The organism is Bradyrhizobium sp. CCGE-LA001, from assembly GCF_000296215.2.
Taxonomy (GTDB): Bacteria; Pseudomonadota; Alphaproteobacteria; order Rhizobiales; family Xanthobacteraceae; genus Bradyrhizobium.
The window spans coordinates 2246821-2262130 of record NZ_CP013949.1; the positions used below are offsets into that span (position 1 = coordinate 2246821).

The window sequence follows — 15310 nt, forward strand, 5'->3', positions numbered from 1 at the left end:
CACGGAACATGCGCAACGCCACGCGTCGCGCCAACGGCGGAGCCGTGCCAGCGCAGGAGCGGGGACCGATGAACAACAATGACGAGCGCGGCGGATCGAAGCTCGACCGGCGCCATCTGCTTCAGGCGGGCCTGGCTGCAGCCTTCGCCGCGCCGCTTGGCGCGTTCGGTGCAGCGCAGGCCTTCGCGCCGGGCGGGATTACGGCCGGCGTCGATTTCTCGGAGTTTCCGCTGTGCCGGACGGCATCGAACGCGCCCGCGCTCACCGGCGCGCCGCGCAATCTGAAACTGTCGTGGAATGCGGGCGCAGTCTGCCTCGCGCCGGTGCCGGTCGCGATCGAGCACGGCTTCTTCCAGAAGCACAATCTCGACGTCGAGCTCGTCAACTATTCCGGCTCGACCGACCAGCTGCTCGAGGCGATCGCGACGGGCAAGAGCGATGCCGGCCTCGGCATGGCGCTGCGCTGGCTGAAGCCGCTGGAGCAGGGGTTTGACGTCAAGATCGCCGCGGGCACCCATGGTGGCTGCATGCGCGTGCTGTCGCGCACCGATTCCAGCGTCGCCAAGCTCGCCGATCTCAAGGGCAAGGTCGTTGCGGTCGGCGATCTCGCCGGGCCCGACAAGAACTTCTTCTCGATTCAGCTGGCCAAGCTCGGCATTGACCCCGTGAAGGACGTCGACTGGCGTGCCTATCCCGGCAACCTGCTCAACGTCGCCGTCGAGAAGGGCGAGGTGCAGGCGTTCCTGTCGTCCGATCCGCTGGCCTATCTCTGGCTCAAGGACACCCAATACAAGGAAGTCGCCTCCAATCTCGACGGCGAGTATCGCGAGAAGAGCTGCTGCATCCTCGGCCTGCGCGGCAGCCTGGTGCGCGAGGAGCCGCAGGTCGCCCGCGCCATCACGCAGGCGCTGCTCGATGCTGCGATGTTCACGGCGCAGAATGCGACGGTGGCGGCAAAATCGTTCCAGCCCTACGCGCCGAAGGCGGCGACGCTCGCCGATATCGAAGGCATGGTGCGCTACCACACCCACCATCATCATCCAGTCGGCGACGTGCTCAAGCGCGAATTGAAGGCCTATGCCGACGATCTCAAGAGCGTGCAAGTGTTCAAGCAAAGCACCGACACGGCCAAATTCGCGGAGCGCATCTATGTCGACGTATTCGCTGTCTGACGGGCTTGCCTCCGGCGCGCCGCGCGTCTCGCGCGCACCGCTGCTGGCAAGCTGGATCCGGGAATCCGGCGTCGGCGTGCTCGCCAGCATCGCGTGGATCGCCTTCGGCCTGTCCTGCCTGTGGTGGCAGGATGTCGGCGACTGGTCGCGCACGCATTCGCTCGGCATTGCTGCCTTCATCATCGCCGCCATCGCGCTGTTCGGTACCATCGGGGCCGATTATCTCGGCTCTGCCGGTCGAGCCGTGCACAGCCGCGCGCCCTGGCTCGTCGCGCTCGGCGCGTTCCTGACGGTGTGGGAGGTCGCGACCGCGAAATTCGCCTGGCTGCCGCTGCCGTTCTTTCCGCCGCCGCAGGCGATCATCGAGGTCTATACCGACGATCTGCCGAAGCTGCTCGATAGCGTCTTCGCCTCGGTCAAACTCCAGCTCGGCGGATATCTGATCGGCGCTACGGTCGGCTTCCTCACCGGTGTCTCGATCGGTTGGTCGCGCGGGGTCGGCTATTGGGTGCATCCGGTGCTGCGCTTCATCGGCCCGCTGCCGGCAACCGCCTGGCTGCCGATCGCCTTCTTCACGTTCCCGTCGAGCTGGAGCGCCTCGACCTTCCTGATCGCGCTGGCGACGGGCTTCCCCGTCACCGTGCTGACTTGGTCGGGCGTTGCGAGCGTCAGCAACGCCTATTACGACGTCGCGCGCACGCTGGGCGCCAAGCCCTCCTTCCTGGTGTTGAAGGTCGCGATCCCCGCAGCGCTGCCGCACGTCTTCGTCGGCCTGTTCATGGGGCTGGGGTCGTCGTTCGCCGTGCTAGTCGTCGCCGAGATGATCGGCGTCAAGGCCGGCCTCGGCTGGTACCTGCAATGGGCGCAGGGCTGGGCCGCCTACGCCAACATGTATGCGGCGCTGATCGTGATGTCGCTGCTCTGCTCCGGCGCGATCACGCTGCTGTTCTCGATCCGCGATCGCCTCCTGGTCTGGCAGAAGGGGACTGTGAAATGGTAGCTCTGGCCGAAGCGGTCACGCATCCTGCCGCTGGCGCCGCGCTCGATATCGAGCAGGTCAGCCACGCCTTTGACATCGACGGCGCCGAGCTGCCGGTGCTCAGCGACGTCAGCATCTCGGTCGAGCCGGGCGAGTTTGTCGCGCTGCTTGGCCCCTCAGGCTGCGGCAAGTCGACCCTGTTGCGGCTGGTCGCCGGGCTCGACAAGCCCAAGGCGGGAAGGTTGCGGGAGAACGAGGATCGCATCCGAAGCCCGCATCCCTCGCGCGTCGTCGTGTTCCAGGATCCGACCCTGTTTCCCTGGCGGTCGGTCTGGGACAACGTCGCCCTGGGCCTCGAGGCCCAGGGCATTTTGAAGAGCCAGCGTCACCGCGTCGATGCTGCGCTCGATCTCGTCGGGCTGGCGTCGTTCCGCAACGCTTATCCGCACCAGCTCTCCGGCGGCATGGCGCAGCGCGTCGCGCTGGCCCGGGCGCTGGTCAATGATCCCAAGATCCTGATCCTCGACGAGCCGCTCGGCAAGCTCGACTCGCTCACCCGCATCACCATGCAGGCCGAGCTCGTTGCGCTCTGGCAGCGCAAGGGCTTCACCACGTTATTGGTGACCCATGATGCTGAAGAGGCCCTGGTGCTCGCCAACCGCGTCATCGTGTTCAGCGACCGTCCAGCGCGGGTCAAGGCCGACATCCGTGTCGATCGGCCTTATCCGCGGCATCGCGGCGATCCATATCTCGCCGATCTGCGCCGCCAGATCCTCGGCCTCTTGGGACTGGATGCCACATGGTAACGCCTGTAGCCAAGGGCCGCGCGGCCCACAGCGAGCCCGACTACATCGCCCGCGCCGAAGTGCTTGCCGAAGGCTTCGCCGCGCGCGCGGCCGAGCACGACCGCACTGGCAGCTTTCCCTTCGAGAACTTCCGCGAGCTGTCCGAAGCAGGACTGCTCTCGCTGACGGTTGCCGCGGCGCATGGCGGGGCCGGCGCCGGCGCGCGATACACCGCGCGCGTCCTCGGTATCATCGGCAAGGCTGACCCGTCGACCGCGCTGGTGCTGTCGATGCACTACATCAATCATCTGGTGATGGCACGCAGCCCGACTTGGCCGGCGAAACTGTCGCGCAAGCTGGCGCGCGAAAGCGTCGAGGGCCTCGCGCTGGTCAACGCGCTGCGGGTCGAGCCCGAGCTCGGCTCCCCCGCCCGCGGCGGCCTGCCGGCGACGATCGCGCGGCGCACCGACACCGGCTGGCGGCTCACCGGCCACAAGATCTATTCGACGGGCTCGCCGATCCTGAAATGGTACCTGGTCTGGGCGCGGACCGACGAGGTCGAGCCGCGCGTCGGCCAGTTCCTGGTCCCGGCGGGCCTACCGGGCACGCGCATCGTCGAGACCTGGGACCATCACGGCCTGCGCGCCAGCGGCAGCCACGACGTGATCTTCGACGACGTCGTGATCCCGCTCGACGCAGAGGTCGATGTGCGCAAGCCCGCCGAGTGGCGCGCGCTCGACGTCACGCAGGCGAGCGTCCACACGCTCTTCGTTGCCGCGATCTATGACGGCGTCGCCCGCGCCGCCCGCGACTGGCTGATCACCTTCCTGAAGCAGCGCGTTCCCGCCAGCCTCGGCGCGCCGCTGGCGAGCCTGCCGCGGGCACAGGAGATCCTCGGCGGCATCGAGGCGCGGCTTGCGGTCAATGCGCGACTGATCGACACGTTTGCGCGTGATTTCGATGACGGTGTTCAGCTCTCGGGAAGCGAGTCCAACGTCATCAAGCTCACCGTGACGAACAATGCCGTCGCCGTGGTCGAGGACGCGCTGTCGCTCACCGGCAATCACGGCCTGTCCCGCACCAATCCGCTGGAGCGGCACTATCGCGACGTGTTGTGCGGGCGCGTGCACACGCCGCAGGACGATTCCACGCGCATCGGCCTCGGCCGCGCCGCATTGGGCCTCTAGCCTATTCGGAAAACAATCAGGGAGACGATCATGTCGATCGAGTTCATCGGCTTCATCAGCAACAACAATTCGTCCGAAACTGTGGTCCGCGAAGGTCCGGTCCTCGATCCCACCCACATCGAGGCGGTGGCGAAGGCGCACGAGAATGCGGGCTTCGATCGTGCGCTGCTGGCGTTTCATTCGACCTTGCCCGACGCTCTCCAGGTGGCCCAGCACGTCCTAAATCACACTGAACGTCTCAACGTGCTGATCGCGCAGCGGCCCGGCTTCACCGCGCCGACGCTGCTGGCCCGGCAGCTCGCCGTCCTCGACCAGTTCTCGCGCGGCAGGGTCGCTCTGCATGTCATCACCGGCGGCAACGCCACGGAGCTCCGGCAGGACGGCAACACGCTCGACGACAAGGACGAGCGTTACGCCCGCACCTCCGAATTCCTCGACGTGCTCAAGCTGGAATGGACCAGCGACAAGCCGTTCACCTACAGGGGCAAGTACTACCAGGTCGAGAACGCGTTCTCGCAGGTGAAGCCGTATCGTCCAGAAGGCATTCGCGTCTATTTCGGCGGGGCCTCGGATGCGGCGATCGATGTCGCCGGCAAGCATGCCGACACCTTCGCGCTGTGGGGCGAATCCTATGCGCAGGTGCGCGACGTCACCTCGCGCGTCCATAACGCAGCGGTCCGGCAGGGGCGGCCGACGCCGCGCTTCAGCCTGTCGGTGCGGCCGATCATTGCGCCGACCGAGAAGCAAGCCTGGGAGAAGGCGGAAGAGATTCTGGCGCGCGCTACCGCGCTTCAGGACAAGACCGGCTATCGCAAGCCCGCCGACGGTCACGCTACCGCCGGTGCGCGGCGCCTTCTTGCACTCGCCGACCAGGGCAGCCGCATCGACAAGCGGCTGTGGACCGAGATCGCCAAGCTCACCGGCGCCAACAGCAACACCACCGCTTTGGTCGGCACGCCCGAGCAGGTCGCCGAAGTCTTCGGCGACTATTACGACCTCGGCATCAGCCACTTCCTGATCCGCGGCTTCGATCCGCTGATCGACGCGATCGAATATGGCCGCGAGCTGATTCCGCTGACGCGGGAACTCGTCGCCAAGCGTCAGGCCGTGCGCGGCGAGGCCGCGGAATGATCCGCCTCATGCTGGCCGGCGCGCTGCTGTTCGGCTCGTTCGAGCTCGCAACAGCGCAAACCACCCTGCGGGTAGGCGACCAGAAGGGCAATGCGCAGGCCGTGATGGAAGTCGCCGGCGTGCTCAAGGACGTTCCCTACAAGATCGAGTGGAAGGAATTTCCGGCGGCCGCTCCCTTGCTGGAGGCGCTCAGCGCCGGCGCGATCGAGACCGGGCTCGTCGGCGACGCGCCCTTCACCTTCGCCGCCGCCTCCGGTGCTCCGGTCAAGGCGATCGCCGCGATCCGGCAGACCCGCGAGGGCCTCGCAATCCTCGTGCCGGAGAGTTCGCCGATCAAGAGCTTTGCCGATCTACGGGGCAAAAAGATCGCAACCGGTCGCGGTTCGATCGGCCATCAGCTCATCCTCGCCGCGCTCGAGAAGAACGGCTGGGCTGCGAGCGACGTGCAAATTGCCTACCTGGCGCCCTCGGATGCCAAGATCGCCTACACGCAAGGATCCGTCGATGCGTGGTCGACCTGGGAGCCCTATGTCAGCCAGGAAGAGGTGCTGTTCAAATCGCGTCGCATCATCACCTCGGAAGGCCTGACGCCGGGGCTGAGCTTCCAGGTCGCGCGGCCCGACGCGATCAGGGACAAGCGCGCGGAGCTGACGGACTTCATCCGCCGCCTCACCGCGGCGCGGGCGTGGTCGCTGAGCAATATCGACAGCTATGCTGCGACCTGGGGCCGGCTGATGAACATCCCGACATCAGTGCCGCAGAACTGGCTGTCGCGCGCCAAGATCCGCATCGCGCCGATCGACCACGGCGTGGTCGCTGACGAGCAAAGCACGATCGATCTCTATTTCCGCTGGGGACTGATCAAGCAGAAGTTAGATGCGGCCGAGATCGTGGATCGCACGTTCACGGATGCGATTGCGAAGGCGGGGTTGTAGCGCTGTTTCGTGTCCCGGACGCGGCGCAGCGTGAAACGCTGCTCCGCAGAGCCGGGACCCATGCTGCGCAGTGTGCTCGCGGTGAGATGGGCCCCGGCTCAGCAGCGCACCACTGCGTGATGCGCTGCGTCCGGGGCACGAGATCTCACAAGCCTCTCAAGCCCTCGTGAGATGGAGAACAGCGCTTCCATAATGCGCGCATTCCTCGGCGCTTTCTTTCTTCGTTCCCCGCTCCCGACAACACCCGCATTGCTATTTGCACCACCTCCCTTGCGGCGCGCCGCATCCCAGCAAAAATCAATCCGACGACCACATCGGGAGACCGGCCATGGGCCTGCAAGAAACAAAAATCGAGTCGCTTCCCTTCGTCACCGCCGAACTCAACTATCTCGCGCCTGTCACAGGCAAGCCGCGCACCTATGCGTTCGATCCGCCGCCGGGCGAGCCGAAGAGCACGGCGTTGGCCGAGCCGCATCAGGTGCCGATCTTCGACGCGCGGTTGATCGCGCAGAATTTCTCGCTCGACCGCGAAGGCTTTGCGCTGGTGCGCCATCCGACACGAGTGAAGGACTTCTATGACGACGCGGAGGTGAGGGCGGTCTATTATCCCGCCGTCGAGGCGTTCCTGCGGGCGACGCTGCAGGCCGACCGCGTCGTCATCTTCGACCACACCGTGCGCAAGCGCGTCGAAGGTGCCGCCGACATCCGTGATGGCGGCCCGCGCCAGCCCGCGACGCGCGTCCATGTCGACCAGACCGCAATCTCCGGTGCCAACCGCGTGCGCGAGCATCTGCCTGACGAAGCCGACGAGTTGCTGAAGGGCCGGGTGCAGGTGATCAATTTGTGGCGGCCGATCCGGGGTCCCTTGCGCGATTCACCGCTGGCGATGGCCGATGGCACGACGGTCGCGCCTGATGATCTCGTCGCCTCCGATCTGATCTATCCCAATCGCCGCGGCGAAACCTATTCAGTGAAGTACAATCCGAACCATGGCTGGTTCTATTTTCCCGAGATGACCCCGGAAGAGGCGCTACTGCTGAAATGCTACGATTCCGCAACCGACGGCCGCACCCGGTTCGGGCCGCATACGGCCTTCGTCGATCCGACGACGCCGCTGGATGCCGCGCCGCGCGAAAGCATCGAGGTGCGCACTCTGGTGTTCCACAAGCAGTAACGAGGGGTGATGGCACTGCCGGGCCTCGTCCCGGCGGTGCTCCCGGGTCCCGGTGGATTAGGATCGTCAGCGCGCTATAGTGCCGCCCAAACAGGGATGAGGGACTATGGCCAAAATCAGGGTGGGACTCGTCGGCTGCGGCTTCGTGTCGGAGCTGCATATGTATGCGTTCCGGCGCGTCTATGGCGTGGACGTCGAGGTCGCGGCGGTGGCCGCGCGCGGCGACCATGTCGTCGACTTCGCCGCCCGCCACGGCATCCCGCGCGTCTATCGCAGTTTTGCCGACCTGATCGCGGACGGCGAGATAGATGTCGTGGACATCTGCACGCCGCCCAATCTCCATGCCGGGATGATCATCAGTGCCATGCAGGCCGGCAAGCACGTCATCTGCGAAAAGCCCTTTGCCGGCTATTTCGGCCGCGAGGGCGATGCGCAGCCGATCGGCAAGCATGTGCCGAAGGCGCTGATGTATGAGCGCGTGCTGGAGGAGATGGATGCGACGCGCGCCGCGATCGAGCGTACCGGAAAGCTCTTCATGTATGCCGAGGACTGGATCTACGCGCCCGCGGTGACCAAGACCGCCGAGATCCTCAAGGCGACCAAGGACAAGGTCCTGTTCATGAAGGGCGAAGAGAGCCATTCCGGCTCGCACGCGGCGCATGCCGCACAATGGGCCATGACCGGCGGCGGCTCGCTGATTCGCATGGGCTGTCATCCGCTCTCGGCCGTGCTGTATCTGAAACAGGTCGAAGCCAACGCGCGCGGCGAAATCATCCGCGTCGCCAGCGTCACCTGCGATGTCGGCAACATTACCGCGGGGCTGAAGCCAGAAGAGCGGACTTACATCAAGGCCAACCCGGTCGACGTCGAGGATTGGGGCACGCTCACCGCCACCTTCTCCGACGCGACCAAGGCGACCGTGTTCTCCGGTGACATGATCATGGGGGGAGTACGCAATCTGATCGAGACCTATACGAGCGGCGGCTCGCTGTTCGCCAACATCACCCCGAACACGCATCTGATGAGCTACCAGACCAGCGAGGAAAAGCTGGCGAGCGTCTACATCACCGAGAAGGTCGATCGGAAGACTGGCTGGCAATATGTCTGTCTCGAAGAGGAATGGACGCGCGGCTACTTGCAGGAGATCCAGGACTTCATGGAATGCGTGGCAACCGGCCGCCAGCCGCTGTCGGACCTCGCGCTGGCCTATGAGACCATCAAGGTGAACTACGCCGGCTATTGGGCGGCGGAGGAGGGGCGACGGGTGGTGTTGTAGGGGCTCTCCTACCCTCCCCTGGAGCGCAGGGGAGGGTAGGAGCATCGTCGCCGTGCGCCGCCCTTCTACGCCCCGTAGGTCGATCCCTTTGGCAGCGGGAACACCGGATCCCGCGTGCGAATGTTGCTCGGCCACACCACCGAGATGTGCTCGCCGGCGTTCTGCATCACCACGGGGGTCGAGCGTTCGTTCTGGCCGGAGAGCGGCGTGCCGGGCGGGTAGAATTTCACGCCATAGCCCTGGATGGTGCCACCGGCGGGAATGTCGACGTCGAGCGCGGCCTTGCGGATGGCCTCGGGCTCGAAGCCGCCGTACTTCTCCTTGGCGACAGGCAGCACGTTGTTCAGCAGTATCCAGGTCTGATTGAAGCCCATCGAGCAGTGCGGCGGCACGTCGGTGGCGCCGGTCTTGGCCTTGTAGCGCGTGACCATCGCGTTGATCAGGTCGCCCATGCCGGGCGCGAGTTTGGCGGGATCGAGCAATTGCGCCGGCACGGGATCGATGTTGCAGAAATTGTCGATGTCGGCACCGAAGGTGGCGCGCAGCTTGTCGAGCTGGCTGTAACCGGCGCCGGCGCCGAACAGCATCTTGAAACGCAGGCCACTCTCGCGCGCCTGGCGCAGGAACAGGGTGATGTCGGGGTTGTAGCCGGCATGCGAGATCACGTCGGCCTTGGCCCGCTTGATCTTCGTGACCAGCACCGAGAGATCGGGCGCCGAGGCGGAATATCCTTCGCGCAGCACCACCGGGATGCCAGCCTCCTTGGCATAGGCCTCGTCGGCGGAGGCAACGCCGACGCCGTAAGGGCCGTCCTCGTGGATCAACGCGACCTTGACCTCCTTCGGGTCCATGCCGAGCTTTGCTTTGGCATGTTCATTGATAAAGCTTGCGAAGGCCTGTCCGTACTGGTCGGAATGAATCTGCGCCCGGAAGACGTATTGCAGGTTCTTGTCCTTGAACACGGCGGTCGAGACCGCGGTCGTGATCCAGAGGATCTTCTTCTGCTGCTCCACCTTGGCGGCGAGCGGCACGGCGTGCGAGCTCGCATAGACGCCGTTGAGGATGTCGACCTTTTCCTGGTTGATCAGCCGCTCGGCCTCGTTGATCGCGACATCGGGCTTGCTCTGGGAGTCGGCGGCAACAGGCACGATCTTGGTCTTGCCGCCGATCCCGCCTTTCTCGTTGACGAGATCGATGGCGATCTGCGCGCCGATCGAGGAGGCGACCGAGCCGCCGGCGGCGAACGGGCCGGTCAGATCGTAGATGACGCCGATGCGTAAATTCTCGGCTTGCGCCTGGGCGCGTGTCCAATCGAGGCTGAGTGCGGCGGCGGCAGCCGCCGAGGTCTTCAGCAGCTGCCTGCGTGAAGTCGGCATCCTATCCTCCCTCTGAACCGTCATATGATCTTGCTTTTTGCGAAGTATGGAGAGGGGGACGGCGGAAAGTCAACATCGCGAAAGTCGCGGGGGCGTCAGCCTCGTCGGCGAACGCAACTGCGAGATAAGGGGTGACGCAGGCGCTCACTGCTTCAAGCGGTGGGCCAGATAACGCGCCGTCTTCCCGCCGGTTCGGGCAACCTGCTCCGGCTTACCCGCGGCGACAATGCGACCGCCCTCGTCGCCGGCGCCGGGGCCGAGATCAATGATCCAGTCGCTGTGGGAGATCACGTCCATGTCGTGCTCGACCACGATCACGCTGTTGTCCGAATCCACGATCCGGTCGAGCTGAGCGATCAACCGCTCGACGTCCCTGGGATGCAGCCCGGTGGTCGGTTCGTCCAGGACATAGAGGGTGTGGCCGCGCTGCGGCCGCATCAGCTCGGTCGCCAGCTTGATGCGTTGGGCTTCGCCGCCGGACAATTCGGTCGCGGACTGCCCGAGCCGGATATAGCCGAGGCCAACTTCGCGGACGACCGAGAGCGAGCGGTGCAGCGCCGGGTCGTCGTGGAAGAACTCGAAGGCCTCGTCGACGCGCATCGCCAGGACGTCCGCGATGGATTTGCCGCGGATCTTCACTTCCAGCGTCTTGTCGTTGTAGCGCGCCCCCTTGCAGGTCGGGCACGGCGCATAGACGCTGGGCAGGAACAGAAGCTCGACGCAGACGAAGCCTTCGCCCTCGCAGGTCGCACATCGGCCTTTGGCGACGTTGAACGAGAACCGTCCGGCATCGTAGCGGCGGGATTTTGCCTGCGGCGCCGCCGCGAACAGCTTCCGCACATGGTCGAACAGGCCGGTATAGGTCGCAAGGTTGGAGCGCGGCGTGCGGCCGATCGGTCTTTGATCGACCACGACGAGGCGATCGATCTGATCGAGGCCCGCAGCAATCTTGCCGCCCAATGTCGCGACCGTGGGAGTCAGGCTGTCGTCATCGGAATCGGCGGCAAGCGTGTGGCCGAGATGCGCGGCCACGGTGTCCACCAGGAACTGGCTGATCAGGCTCGACTTGCCGGACCCGGACACGCCGGTCACGCTGGCGATGACACCGAGCGGAATGTCGACGTCGAGGCCGCGAAGGTTGTTGCGGGTCACACCCCTGATCTTGAGATGCCCCTTGGGCTCGCGGCGGATCGTCGGCAGCGGCCGTCGCGGGTGTGAGAGATAGGTGGCGGTCCGCGATTGCTCGACCTGGCTCAGCCCCTCTGGGGGACCGCTATAGAGAATGCGTCCGCCGTTCTCCCCGGCTTCAGGTCCGACATCCACCAGCCAGTCGGCATGCCTGATCACCTCGATCTCGTGCTCGACGACGAAGATCGAATTGCCGGCGTGCTTCAACCGGTCGAGCGCCCGCAGCAGTGCCTCAGTGTCGGCGGGATGCAGGCCCGCGGACGGCTCGTCGAGCACGTAGACGACGCCGAACAGGTTCGAGCGGACCTGGGTCGCAAGGCGCAGCCGTTGCAGCTCGCCCGGCGATAGCGTCGGCGTGCTGCGCTCGCAAGCGAGGTAGCCGAGGCCAAGGTCGAGCAGGACGGCGAGCCGCGCCGACAGATCCTCGCAGATGCGCCGCGCGACGACGGCCTTCTCCGACCTGTCGGCCGAGCTTCTTGCATATGGCTTGATCAGCTCCTGCAGTTCCTTGAGCGGCAGGTGCGACATCTCGGCAATGTTGAGGCCGGCGAATTTGACCTTGAGTGCTTCGGGCTTCAGCCGCGTGCCATGGCAGGTCGGACAGTCCCGCGTGATCATGAATTGCGCGACGCGGCGCTTCATCATCGCGCTCTCGGACTTGGCGTAGGTCTGCATTACATAGCGCTTGGCGCCGGTGAACGTGCCCTGGTAGCTCGGCTCCTCCTTGCGCCGCAGGGCGCGTTTGACCTCTGCGACGTCGTAACCGGCATAAACAGGAACGGTCGGCTGCTCCTCCGTGAACAGGATCCAGTCGCGGTCCTTCTTTGGAAGCTCGCGCCAGGGCTTGTCGACGTCGTAGCCGAGCGTCGTGAGGATGTCGCGGAGGTTCTGGCCCTGCCAGGCGCTCGGCCAGGCCGCGACGGCGCGTTCGCGGATCGTCTTGGTGTCGTCGGGCACCATCGACTTCTCGGTGACGTCGAGCATCCTGCCGATGCCGTGACAGGTCGGGCAGGCTCCCTCCGGCGTGTTCGGGGAGAACGCCTCCGCATAGAGCATCGGCTGTCCCCGCGGATAATCGCCGGCGCGGGAATAGAGCATCCTGAGCAGGTTCGAGATGGTCGTCACGCTGCCGACCGAGGACCGCGTCGTCGGTGCGCCGCGCTGCTGCTGGAGCGCCACGGCCGGCGGCAGGCCCTCGATGTCGTCGACCTCAGGGATTTGCATCTGGTGGAACAGGCGCCGCGCGTAGGGCGACACCGACTCCAGATAGCGCCGCTGCGCTTCGGCGTAGATCGTCCCGAAGGCGAGCGAGGATTTGCCCGAGCCCGACACGCCCGTGAAGACAACCAGCGTGTTGCGGGGAATGCGAACATCGACGTTTTTGAGGTTGTGCTCGCGCGCGCCCCGCACCCGGACGAAGCCGTCGTCCTGCATCAGGTTGTGAGATTGTTTCGCTCGGTCGTCCATCTGGCTCCTCCAGTCTCCCATGGGAGGTAACGGCAGGATCGCAGGATGGGTCCCAAGATGCAGCGGGCAGCACCGGGTCAGCGCGTGTGCAACAGCGACGGATCGAGCGGACGGAGCCGGGCGGGGTCGAATGACGAGAGGTCGATCTGCGCAGTGCCATCGACGATCAGCTGCGCGAGCGCCTCGCCGGTCGCGGGCGCGTTGAGGATGCCCCAGACATTGTGCCCGGTTGCGACATAGAGACCCTCGCTCAGCGGCACCTTGCCGATCAGCGGCAGGCCGTCCTCCGTCACCGGGCGGAAGCAGGCTTGGCGTGCGATGATCCTCTCGGGCCTGAACAGCGGCGACAGCCGTTCGCTCATCGCTTGCAGGCGCGCGATCGCGCCTTGGTCGGGTGTCACGGAAGCGGGATCGAGCGGCAGTGGCGCGATGTCGGAGAGCGCGGTGATATGCGTGCTGCCGTCGGCCCGTGGAAAAACTTCGATCGACACGGTGCGGCCGTCATCCTCGTATTCGAGGAACAGCGCATCGGCCGGCACATCCGTGCCGGTGTCGTACACGACGCTTGGGCTGCGCTGGCCATAGACGGCGGGCAGGCTCATCCATTGCGCGGCGAGCAGCGACCAGGGGCCCATTGCGACGACGACGGCGTCCGCTGCAATGAAATTCGCATCGGTCTCGACGCCTTTCACCGCCACGCCGTCGGTCTCGCGCGCGATCGCCGTGATGCGCCCGCGACGGAGCTGCGCGCCTTGCGCGAGCGCGGCGTCCATCATGGCGGAGGTGAACTTGCGGGGATGGACGATCGCAGTCGTCTCGTGCGTGCCGATGCGCTGGGCGATGACGACGCCATCGGCGAGCCAGTCGAGCGAGCACGGGCGATTGCGGCGTGCATCGCCATCGGGGACAACGAAACCGCTATAGGCCGTCATGGGGCGATGGCCCCAATCGCCGGCGATCTCCCCGGCCAGTTGCGCGTGAAGGTCGAAGCTGCGCCGCGCCAGCGCGTCGAGCGGCGTGCCGGCGCACCAGTCGCGCGCGAGGAAGCCGCCGGCCTTGCCCGACGCAGCCGCGGCCACCTCCGTGCTCTCGACGACGATGACGTCGATGCCGCGGCGCTGGAGAAACCAAGCAATGCAGGCCCCGACGACACCGCCGCCGCAGATCACAACGCGCATGGTCTCTCCCGGACATCCAACTTGTGGCGAAAGGACTAGCCAAAAAATTCGGCGCCGGCGAGGCAGGCCGGCGCCGCTTGGTGATCCTGATCGCCTCGCTCAGCCCGGCCCGGCGCCCTGCGTTGCGGTATACACAGCGTAGAGCGACTGGCTCGCCGCCATGAACAAGCGATTTCGCTTGGGGCCGCCGAAGCAGACGTTGCCGCAGACTTCAGGGAGCCGGATGCGGCCGAGTAGCTTGCCTTCCGGTGACCACACGGTCACGCCGCTGTAGCCTACCGCGCGGCCGGCATTGCTGGAAGCCCAGAGATTGCCGTTGACGTCGCAGCGCAGCCCATCCGGTCCGCACTTCACGCCATCGATCACGCAATCGCTGAACCTCCTATGATTCGAGAGCTTGTTGTCGCTGCCGACGTCGAACACGAAGATCTCGCCCTTGCCGCCGGGGCCGGTGTCGCCCGGGCCCTTGCCGGTCGAGGCGACGTAGAGCTTCTTGTAGTCCGGCGAGAAGCACAGCCCGTTCGGGTCGGGCACCTGGTCCTCGGTGACGACGAGATCGATGCGGCCGGTGGGATCGATGCGATAGCAATTGGTCGGCAACTCGCGCTTGCCCGGTACGAAGCCGGCCGGCTGGCCGATCCGCGGATTGAGCTTGCCGGCCGCATTGCTCGGACCGCCTGCTACGTCGGGCTCGCCTTCGTAGAGCTGGCCGCCATAGGGCGGATCGGTGAACCAATAGCTGCCGTCGGGATGCGCTGCGATGTCGTTCGGCGAGTTCAGCTTCTTGCCCTGATAGGAGTCGGCGAGCACGGTCGCGGTGCCGTCATGCTCGTAGCGCGTCACCCGACGCGTCAGGTGCTCGCAGGAGAGCTGGCGACCCTGGAAGTCGAATGAGTTGCCGTTGGAATTGTTTGAGGGCGTGCGGAACACGCTGACGCGGCCGTCGTCCTCGGTCCAGCGCATCTGCCGGTTGTTGGGAATGTCGCTCCACAGGAGATAGCGGCCCTGCGCGCTCCACGCCGGACCTTCGGCCCAGAGCAATCCGGTGTAGAGACGCTTGATCGCGGTGTTGGGCTGCGCGAGATCGTTGAAGGACGGATCGACCGCGATGATATCAGGATCCCAGAAATACGTCGTCGGCGCGCCGTTGGGCCCAAAATCGCGCGGCGGCGTGGTGATCGTCGTCGGCGGTGCGGCGGGCCCGGTCTGGGCCAGTGCGGCGCCGGCTCCGGCTATGCTGGCTGCACTGATTGCAAGCCCCTGGACAAGTGTTCGTCGTGAAAGCGCAGCATCCCGGTCACGCTGGCCTCCGTCACGAGCCTCTTGGCGTGTCATCGCGTCCTCCCGATCATGTTCGCTGACCGGTTGATCCGGTCGAGCCGCGCGAAAGGTTAGTCCGGTCCGATGATGGTTGCGAGGGGTGGAATCGAAACTGCTGCGCGATCACGGGCCGCAATTTCGT

General features: G+C 65.7%; 12 protein-coding genes. 8 read left to right on the top strand and 4 right to left on the bottom strand.

Annotated elements, in window-relative coordinates; translation table 11 throughout:
• Positions 1–68 precede the first annotated feature (68 nt).
• From BCCGELA001_RS10680 to BCCGELA001_RS10715, 8 genes are all read left to right on the top strand, one after another.
• The gene (locus tag BCCGELA001_RS10680) at positions 69–1172 is read left to right on the top strand and encodes an ABC transporter substrate-binding protein (RefSeq protein ID WP_060737593.1); all 1104 of its coding nucleotides are present in this window, start codon (positions 69–71) and stop codon (positions 1170–1172) included.
• Positions 1150–2172 (top strand): ABC transporter permease, encoded by a 1023-nt coding sequence (locus tag BCCGELA001_RS10685; protein ID WP_008557051.1) that lies wholly within the window; start codon positions 1150–1152, stop codon positions 2170–2172. The genes BCCGELA001_RS10680 and BCCGELA001_RS10685 overlap by 23 nt, the downstream gene beginning before the upstream one ends.
• Complete coding sequence (locus BCCGELA001_RS10690; RefSeq protein WP_060735257.1) at positions 2166–2957, top strand: ABC transporter ATP-binding protein; 792 nt, start codon at positions 2166–2168, stop codon at positions 2955–2957. The genes BCCGELA001_RS10685 and BCCGELA001_RS10690 overlap by 7 nt, the downstream gene beginning before the upstream one ends.
• Positions 2951–4123 (top strand): acyl-CoA dehydrogenase family protein, encoded by a 1173-nt coding sequence (locus BCCGELA001_RS10695; RefSeq protein WP_060735258.1) that lies wholly within the window; start codon positions 2951–2953, stop codon positions 4121–4123. The genes BCCGELA001_RS10690 and BCCGELA001_RS10695 overlap by 7 nt, the downstream gene beginning before the upstream one ends.
• 30 nt (positions 4124–4153) lie before the next feature.
• Positions 4154–5254, top strand: a complete 1101-nt coding sequence (locus tag BCCGELA001_RS10700; protein WP_060735259.1) for an LLM class flavin-dependent oxidoreductase — start codon at positions 4154–4156, stop codon at positions 5252–5254.
• On the top strand, positions 5251–6189 hold the full coding sequence (locus tag BCCGELA001_RS10705; protein ID WP_060735260.1) for an ABC transporter substrate-binding protein: 939 nt from the start codon (positions 5251–5253) through the stop codon (positions 6187–6189). Before BCCGELA001_RS10700 ends, BCCGELA001_RS10705 begins: the two co-directional genes overlap by 4 nt.
• Before the next feature lie 328 nt (positions 6190–6517).
• Complete coding sequence (locus tag BCCGELA001_RS10710) at positions 6518–7363, top strand: CmcJ/NvfI family oxidoreductase (RefSeq protein WP_060735261.1); 846 nt, start codon at positions 6518–6520, stop codon at positions 7361–7363.
• A gap of 106 nt (positions 7364–7469) precedes the next feature.
• Positions 7470–8639 (top strand): Gfo/Idh/MocA family oxidoreductase, encoded by a 1170-nt coding sequence (locus BCCGELA001_RS10715; RefSeq protein WP_060735262.1) that lies wholly within the window; start codon positions 7470–7472, stop codon positions 8637–8639.
• A 65-nt stretch (positions 8640–8704) separates the two neighbouring features.
• Here BCCGELA001_RS10715 and BCCGELA001_RS10720 read toward each other — a convergent pair whose 3' ends face one another.
• From BCCGELA001_RS10720 to BCCGELA001_RS10735, 4 genes are all read right to left on the bottom strand, one after another.
• The gene (locus BCCGELA001_RS10720) at positions 8705–10015 is read right to left on the bottom strand and encodes an ABC transporter substrate-binding protein (protein WP_008557092.1); all 1311 of its coding nucleotides are present in this window, start codon (positions 10013–10015) and stop codon (positions 8705–8707) included.
• 144 nt (positions 10016–10159) lie between these two features.
• Positions 10160–12670: an excinuclease ABC subunit UvrA gene (uvrA, locus tag BCCGELA001_RS10725; RefSeq protein ID WP_060735263.1), complete on the bottom strand. Its 2511-nt coding sequence runs from the start codon at positions 12668–12670 to the stop codon at positions 10160–10162.
• Positions 12671–12747: 77 nt separating this feature from the next.
• Positions 12748–13848 (bottom strand): NAD(P)/FAD-dependent oxidoreductase, encoded by a 1101-nt coding sequence (locus BCCGELA001_RS10730; RefSeq protein ID WP_060735264.1) that lies wholly within the window; start codon positions 13846–13848, stop codon positions 12748–12750.
• Positions 13849–13947: 99 nt separating this feature from the next.
• Positions 13948–15183: an SMP-30/gluconolactonase/LRE family protein gene (locus tag BCCGELA001_RS10735; protein ID WP_008557105.1), complete on the bottom strand. Its 1236-nt coding sequence runs from the start codon at positions 15181–15183 to the stop codon at positions 13948–13950.
• Between the last annotated feature and the right edge of the window lie 127 nt (positions 15184–15310).

Coding starts and splice junctions, on each gene's coding strand:
- BCCGELA001_RS10680 (WP_060737593.1), top strand. CDS start 69: ATGAACAACAATGACGAGCGCGGCGGATCGAAGCTCGACCGGCGCCAT.
- BCCGELA001_RS10685 (WP_008557051.1), top strand. CDS start 1,150: ATGTCGACGTATTCGCTGTCTGACGGGCTTGCCTCCGGCGCGCCGCGC.
- BCCGELA001_RS10690 (WP_060735257.1), top strand. CDS start 2,166: ATGGTAGCTCTGGCCGAAGCGGTCACGCATCCTGCCGCTGGCGCCGCG.
- BCCGELA001_RS10695 (WP_060735258.1), top strand. CDS start 2,951: ATGGTAACGCCTGTAGCCAAGGGCCGCGCGGCCCACAGCGAGCCCGAC.
- BCCGELA001_RS10700 (WP_060735259.1), top strand. CDS start 4,154: ATGTCGATCGAGTTCATCGGCTTCATCAGCAACAACAATTCGTCCGAA.
- BCCGELA001_RS10705 (WP_060735260.1), top strand. CDS start 5,251: ATGATCCGCCTCATGCTGGCCGGCGCGCTGCTGTTCGGCTCGTTCGAG.
- BCCGELA001_RS10710 (WP_060735261.1), top strand. CDS start 6,518: ATGGGCCTGCAAGAAACAAAAATCGAGTCGCTTCCCTTCGTCACCGCC.
- BCCGELA001_RS10715 (WP_060735262.1), top strand. CDS start 7,470: ATGGCCAAAATCAGGGTGGGACTCGTCGGCTGCGGCTTCGTGTCGGAG.
- BCCGELA001_RS10720 (WP_008557092.1), bottom strand. CDS start 10,015: ATGCCGACTTCACGCAGGCAGCTGCTGAAGACCTCGGCGGCTGCCGCC.
- uvrA (WP_060735263.1), bottom strand. CDS start 12,670: ATGGACGACCGAGCGAAACAATCTCACAACCTGATGCAGGACGACGGC.
- BCCGELA001_RS10730 (WP_060735264.1), bottom strand. CDS start 13,848: ATGCGCGTTGTGATCTGCGGCGGCGGTGTCGTCGGGGCCTGCATTGCT.
- BCCGELA001_RS10735 (WP_008557105.1), bottom strand. CDS start 15,183: ATGACACGCCAAGAGGCTCGTGACGGAGGCCAGCGTGACCGGGATGCT.